This is a genomic window from Nocardiopsis sp. NPDC055824, from assembly GCF_053616335.1.
The window spans coordinates 62,344-68,521 of the sequence record NZ_JBSHDN010000012.1 but is presented as its reverse complement, the minus strand read 5'-3'; the positions used below and the strand labels follow the sequence as shown (position 1 = coordinate 68,521).

The 6,178-nt window shown below is 72.4% G+C and carries 7 protein-coding genes; 3 read left to right on the top strand and 4 right to left on the bottom strand.

Annotated features, from left to right (window positions below; translation table 11 throughout):
• Positions 1-46: 46 nt before the first annotated feature.
• Positions 47-400: a cupin domain-containing protein gene (locus ACWGL3_RS05440; protein WP_452460933.1), complete on the bottom strand. Its 354-nt coding sequence runs from the start codon at positions 398-400 to the stop codon at positions 47-49.
• Positions 401-567: 167 nt separating this feature from the next.
• Here ACWGL3_RS05440 and ACWGL3_RS05435 point away from each other — a divergent pair, with 167 nt between their 5' ends.
• From ACWGL3_RS05435 to rox, 3 genes are all read left to right on the top strand, one after another.
• The gene (locus ACWGL3_RS05435) at positions 568-1,557 is read left to right on the top strand and encodes a DUF5937 family protein (protein ID WP_452460932.1); all 990 of its coding nucleotides are present in this window, start codon (positions 568-570) and stop codon (positions 1,555-1,557) included.
• Between the two features lie 283 nt (positions 1,558-1,840).
• On the top strand, positions 1,841-2,671 hold the full coding sequence (locus ACWGL3_RS05430; RefSeq protein WP_267945710.1) for an NAD(P)H-binding protein: 831 nt from the start codon (positions 1,841-1,843) through the stop codon (positions 2,669-2,671).
• Positions 2,672-3,078: 407 nt separating this feature from the next.
• Positions 3,079-4,518, top strand: coding sequence for a rifampin monooxygenase (rox, locus tag ACWGL3_RS05425; RefSeq protein ID WP_452460931.1), 1,440 nt, complete (start codon positions 3,079-3,081; stop codon positions 4,516-4,518).
• Between the two features lie 129 nt (positions 4,519-4,647).
• Here rox and ACWGL3_RS05420 read toward each other — a convergent pair whose 3' ends face one another.
• The 3 genes from ACWGL3_RS05420 to ACWGL3_RS05410 all read right to left on the bottom strand — a co-directional run bounded on the left by ACWGL3_RS05420 (position 4,648) and on the right by ACWGL3_RS05410 (position 6,057).
• Positions 4,648-4,887, bottom strand: a complete 240-nt coding sequence (locus ACWGL3_RS05420; RefSeq protein ID WP_267945712.1) for a (4Fe-4S)-binding protein — start codon at positions 4,885-4,887, stop codon at positions 4,648-4,650.
• Positions 4,888-4,918: 31 nt separating this feature from the next.
• The gene (locus ACWGL3_RS05415) at positions 4,919-5,227 is read right to left on the bottom strand and encodes a GNAT family N-acetyltransferase (RefSeq protein ID WP_452460930.1); all 309 of its coding nucleotides are present in this window, start codon (positions 5,225-5,227) and stop codon (positions 4,919-4,921) included.
• A gap of 173 nt (positions 5,228-5,400) precedes the next feature.
• Positions 5,401-6,057 carry a hydrolase gene (locus tag ACWGL3_RS05410; RefSeq protein ID WP_267945714.1) on the bottom strand — a complete coding sequence of 219 codons (657 nt, stop codon included), beginning with the start codon at positions 6,055-6,057 and terminating at the stop codon, positions 5,401-5,403.
• Positions 6,058-6,178: the final 121 nt, after the last annotated feature.

Below are 6,178 nucleotides of genomic sequence, written 5' to 3'. Positions count from 1 at the left end.
GGCGGCGCGAGTGGTCCCGCGCCGCCGCCCCCGTACGGAAGGGGATTCAGTCCTTCCACTCCTGGATCATCGTGTCCGAGGCGTGCACGCACATGAGGCGCAGCCGCCCGGTGCCGGTGTTGGTGAACCCGTGCCACACGTGGGGCTGCACGACGGCGGTGTCACCCGTCCTGGCGACGATCCGCTCCTCCCCCACCATGATGGTCGCCTCCCCCTCCAGGACCGTCCACGTCTCGGTGTACGGGTGGCGGTGCAGGCCGGGGCCCTGGCCGGGGTCGTTGTCCACGAGGAAGAAGGAGATTCCGGAGCCGTGGAGGTAGCCCTCGAACCGCAGAGTCCGGGAGTCGCCGACCAGTAGTTCCCCGGCGGGCACGACAGCCGGCGCGTTCACATCGCTCATGGTCCTCACACCTCGAACTGGAACTCGACGACCGGCCGCACCTCGACGGGGCCGGCGGTGGCTGAATCGTGGTGGTACAGCAGCGCGAACTGCACGGTTCCTCCCGGGGGCTTGTCCTGATGCCTCCACTCTGGTGCGTCGGCCCCGAGCGCCTCTACTCTTTCGATATGGGTCGAAACCTGGTCCGGTTCCGGATCGGCGCCACGGACATCTCCTCCATCCGTTTCGGCATCTCCCCCGGCCACGAGCTGTGCCACGCGGTCCGCGTGCTCCAGAACCCGCCGGACCACCCCTTCCAGTGGGGCTGGCTCCGCTCGGTGCGCTCGGCCATGCCCCGGGGGGCCTTCGGGGTGCTGCGGACGGTGATCGGCCCGGAGGGCTACTTCCCCGACTTCCTCACCTCGACGCCGACGTGGGACATGGCCCCGGCCGACGAGGTCGAACGCCTGCGCCGGGTGCCGGCCGAGTCCGTCCGGGCGGACCTCACCAAGGTGCTCGCCCGGTCGGAGGGACTGCGCCACCGGGTCATCGCCGACATGTTCGCCCACCCGGAGCGGACCCGGGCCCAGGTGGCGGACGCCTGGGAGGAGGTCTGGGAGGCCGCGCCGGCCCCGCACTGGCCCCAGATCCGACGGCTCATCAGCGCCGACATCGACCTGCGCGTGCGCCGCGTGGGCGTGGACGGTGTGGCCGCGATGGTCGGCTCGCTCCACGGCTCCGTCGCGTGGCACCGCGACGCCATCGAGATCGAGATGCGCAAGCACAACGAGGAGGTCGACTGCGAGGGCAGCGGGGTGGTGCTCGTGCCCTCCGTCATGAGCACGCCCCGCTGCTCCGTGCTCACCGAGCCGCCCGCGCAGCCGACGCTGTTCTACCCCGTGCTCGGGCTCTCCGCGTCGTGGACGCAGGAGCGCTCGGCGGTCGAGGAGTCCCTGGTGGAACTGCTCGGTTCGGGCCGAGCCCGTGCCCTGCTGTCCCTGGACGGCCCCCGGTCGACGTCGGAGGTCGCCGACGCGTGTGCGACGGCCGTGTCCACGGCGTCGCACCACCTGACGATCCTGAGAAAGGCCCAGCTGGTCCACAGCCGGCGCGACGGGACGCGGATGCTGCACGCCCGCACCCCGCTGGGCGAGGCCCTCCTGGGAGCGGGCGTCTGACCCGCCCGGGGCGCGCCGTACCGATCCGCCCTCCTCCGCCGGAATCACGGTGTCGGATCCTGTGTTGTCATGCGTGCCGCCGGGCGCCCCCGCCCCCGGAACCCGGTGGCCCCCGACCGGAATCGCCGTGTCCACCCCGGGCGAACGCCCGGCCCGCGCACCGGTCCCGGCACGCAGCCGGTCTCCGGCCCGGTCCGCACGGCCGGGAAGTGCCACGCAGCGCGAAGAACCCCCACAGATCCCGCCGCCCTCCCCTGAGGAGGGCCGCCCCCAGGAGGAACAGATGATTCTCGTCACCGGCTCCACCGGCAGCATCGGCCGACACCTCGTCCGCATGCTCGCGGACGAGGGCGCCCCTTTCCGGGCCCTGGTCCGCGACGAGGAGAGGGGGCGGCGCCTGGGCTGCGACTTCGTGGTCGGCGACTTCGACGATCCCGACTCGGTGGCGAGAGCGCTGGAGGGGGTCGACCGTCTTCTGCTCAACAGCGGCGGCGCGCTTCCCGTCGCCGGTCCGCAGCCGATGGTCCGCCAGCAGGTGGATGCCGTCGACGCGGCCCGGCGTGCCGGGGTGGCCCGGGTCGTGAAGGTATCGGCCTGGCGGCCGCTGCCCGGATCGAAGCTGTCGGTACGGGCCCACTGGGAGATCGAACAGCACCTCACCGCCTCCGTCCCGGGCTGGTCCCTGCTGCGGCCCACGGGCTTCATGCAGAACTTCTTCACCGGAGAGGGCGGCTTCGCCACCGGCGGCGCGGTGTCCGGCCCCTACGGCGGGGGCAGGGTGGCCTACGTCGACGCCTACGACGTCGCCGCATGCGCCGCGGCCCTGCTGACGGGTCCGGCCGTGGGGAACGCGGCCTACGACCTCACCGGCCCCGAGGCGCTGACGCACGAGGAGATCGCTGCGAAGCTCGGCGTCCCGTTCCACGACCAGACCCCCCGGGAGGCGGGAGCCGCGCTGCGGTCCCAGGGGCTGCCGGACTGGTTCGTGGACGATCTCCTGTGGCTCTACGCGGACATGGGCTCGGGCACGATGTCCGAGGTGACCACGGTGGTGCGTGACCTGACCGGCCGCGATCCCCGGTCCTTCGACGAATTTCTGGCCGCGCGGGCCTAGCCGCGGCCCCGGGCGCGCACGCCTGCCTCCAGGGCGGAATCGGCCATGGTGGAAGGGGTGTGAAGAGCACAGGGGGCTTGAAGGGAGCCCACGTGATCGGAGGAGAGCTCCGCGTCACAGGTTCGCGAGAGGGTCGCCCGTCCGTGTCGGACCGGCGGGGGAAGGAAAAATCCGTCCTTCCACTCTCAACGTATAGCGCACCCGGGGGCTTGCGGCAAGACCCGGGTCGTGCCCCAGAATCATCCCTCGTGGCCGGAACACACGGTTCCGGGAACCACGACACGCGTGTGCCGTCGCAGGTCGGGCGGGGCGCGCGCGGACGCCGTACCGGCGGGAAAGGCGGTCGGTCGCGGGCACCCCAGGAGGTGCGGGCGGCCGGGACGCCATGACGAGGGACAGGGGCACTCATGATCGACGTGATCGTGGTCGGCGGCGGGCCGACCGGCCTGATGCTGGCCGGCGAGCTGCGGCTGCACGGCGTTGACACGCTCGTGCTGGAGAAGCTGACCGAGCCGACGGGGCACTCCCGCGGGCAGGGCCTGCACGCGCGCAGCGTCGAGGTGATGGACCAGCGCGGTCTGCTGGACCGGTTCCTCGCGGTCAGCGAGAAGTTCCGGATCGGCGGCCTCTTCGGGGGCGTCACCAAGCCGTGGCCGGAGCGGTTGGACACGGCCCACCCGTACGGTCTCGCCATACCGCAGCCGGTCACCGAGCGGCTGCTGGAGGAGCGCGCCCTCGAACTGGGCACGCGGATACGGCGCGGCTGCGAGGTGGTCGGCCTGGACCAGGACGAGGACGGGGTGGACGTCGAGCTGGCGGACGGCGCCCGCCTGCGCTCGCGCTACCTGGTGGGGTGCGACGGCGGGCGCAGCGCGGTGCGCAAGCTGGTCGGGATCGGCTTCCCCGGCGAGCCCGCCAGGGTCGAGACGCTGCTGGGCGCCATGGAGGTGACCGCGGATCCGGAGGTGATCGCCGCCGCCGTCGCGAAGGTCCACAGGACCCAGCTGCGGTTCGGCCTCGCCCCCGCCGCCGAGGAGGGCGAGGGGGTGCACCGCGTCATCGTGCCCGCCGAGGGGGTGGCCGAGGACCGCGCGGCCGAACCGACCCTCGACGAGTTCAGGCAGCGGCTGCGGGCCTTCGCGGGCACCGACTTCGGCGTGCACTCGCCGCGCTGGCTGTCCCGCTTCGGCGACGCCACCCGGCAGGCCGAGCGCTACCGGGCGGGCCGGGTGCTGCTGGCCGGGGACGCGGCGCACATCCACCCGCCCACCGGCGGGCAGGGGCTCAACCTGGGTGTGCAGGACGCATTCAACCTCGGCTGGAAACTGGCCGCCTCGGTCGGGGGCCGGGCGCCGGAGGGGCTGCTGGACAGCTACCACGAGGAGAGGCATCCGGTCGGCGCCCGCGTGCTGGACAACACCCGCGCGCAGATCACGATGCTGGGCGCGGACCCGGGTGCGGCGGCCCTGCGGGAGCTGTTCTCGCGGCTGATGGACTTCGAGGAGGTCAACCGGTACGTGACCGGCATGATCACCGCGGTCGACGTCCGCTACGACTTCGGCGAGGGGCACGAGCTGCTCGGCAGTCGGATGCGCGACGTGGAACTGAATCGGGGCGGCCGCCTCTACGAGCTGATGCACGGGGGCCGGGGGCTGCTCCTGGACCGGACCGGGCGTCTCTCCGTCCGGGGCTGGGCCGACCGCGTCGATCACGTCGAGGACAACGGCGGGGAACCGGACGTGCCTGCCGTGCTGCTGAGGCCGGACGGGCACGTGGCGTGGGTGGGCGAGGACCAGCAGGAGCTGGTCGGACCGCTGTCGAGGTGGTTCGGCGCCGCCGCGGACTGAGCCGTCGGTCACCACCCGGCAACGGCCGGAGGGGCCCGTCCTCGGACGGGCCCCTGCGGCGTGTCCACGCCCGGTTCACCGGGTGGGGTCGGCCGTCCGGTGGCACCGCGCGTGGTCTGTGCGGGTCGTTCAGGGCCCCGTTCCGCCGTCGGCGAGTCGGTACCGCAGCGCACCCGAAGGGCAGCGCCGCACCACTTCGACCAGCCGTTCGGCGGTGGCGCCGTCCGGCCGGATCCACGGGCGCCGAGCCGTGTCGAACACCTCGGGCAGGCCCCGGACGCATTCGGCCGCGTGCCGGCAGCGCCCGGCCTCGAAGGTGACCGTGACCGACTGCCCCTCGTACGTCTTCTTCCCGGATCCGCCGTTCATACCGGCCTCCGTGGCCTCCGTGTCCGACCGTTCAGTCACTGACCCTGCTCCGGGACTGGTACAGCAGGTCCTGGTACTCGGGATGACGGGCGATCCAGCCCGCGAAGAAGGGGCAGGTCGCGAGCACCCGCAGGTTCGCGGACCGTGCCTCGTCGAGGGCGGTGCGGGCCAGTGCGGACCCGATCCCCCTTCCCTCGTACTCCGGCGCGACCTCGGTGTGCACGAACGCGACGAGTTCCGGCGTGCGGATGTACCCCGCGATGCCCGCGACACCGGGTCCTCCGTCGACGCGGGCCTCATAGCGCTTGGCCTCGGGCGCATCGCTCACTTCGACTGCCATACGGCCTCCTCCTCGATCGGTCGGCCGGGCGTCACGCCGACCCCATAAAGATGATGCATCAACATATTCACACGGCGCGCCGGCAGCAGCGCCGTCTCGGCCTTGACCCGCGGGCCCCGCGGCTCCGAGCGCCCGCCCTCCCCGAGGCGGACCGGCGTCCGTCCCCGGTCGTGTCAGACGCCGCCTCTGGAGCGACTGGCCAGCAGCTGCGTCTCCCACGCGAAGGCGACGCCGGTGGCGCCGGCGTGCTGCGTCTGGACCTCGATCATGCCCTGCACGGTCTCCTCGCGGGCCCAGTCGCGCTGCCACTCCCCCGCCACGGCCAGCCAGGTGATCGGCACCACGCCGGCCTGGACCATGCGCCGTACGGCCATGTCGTGGGCCTCCGCCGAGATGCCGCCCGACGCGTCGGTGACGACGAAGACCTCGAAGCCCTCGCCCGCCGCCTGGATCGCCGGCATGGCGACACAGATCTCCGTCCAGAGACCGGCGATGACCAGCTTCTTCCTGCCGGTCGCCTTGACGGCGTCGACGACCCGCTCGTCCTGCCAGGTGTTGATGAACGTACGGTCGATCGGCTTCTGCTCCGGGAACACGTCCTGCAGTGCCTGGAGGAGGAAGCCGCCGCGCTCCTCCAGCACCGTCGTCAGGACGGTCGGAACGTCGAACACCTTGGCGGCCTTGGCGAGGCCGACGACGTTGTTGACGACCATCGACGGCTCGTGGCTGTTCAGGTTGGTGAACTGGAAAGGCTGGTGGTCGATCAGGACGACGACGCTCTCCTCGGGCGTCAGCAGTGCCTGAAGTCCGTTCTTGGCTTCGGTGCTCACAGGGGGGTTCCTCTCGAGGTTCTCGTGTACCGGGGGCTCGGCCGGAACGCCGTCGGTCTCCACGCGGGTGATACGGGCACGCGCGTCCGCACCGGAGCCCCGACGACCGGGCCGGCCGACG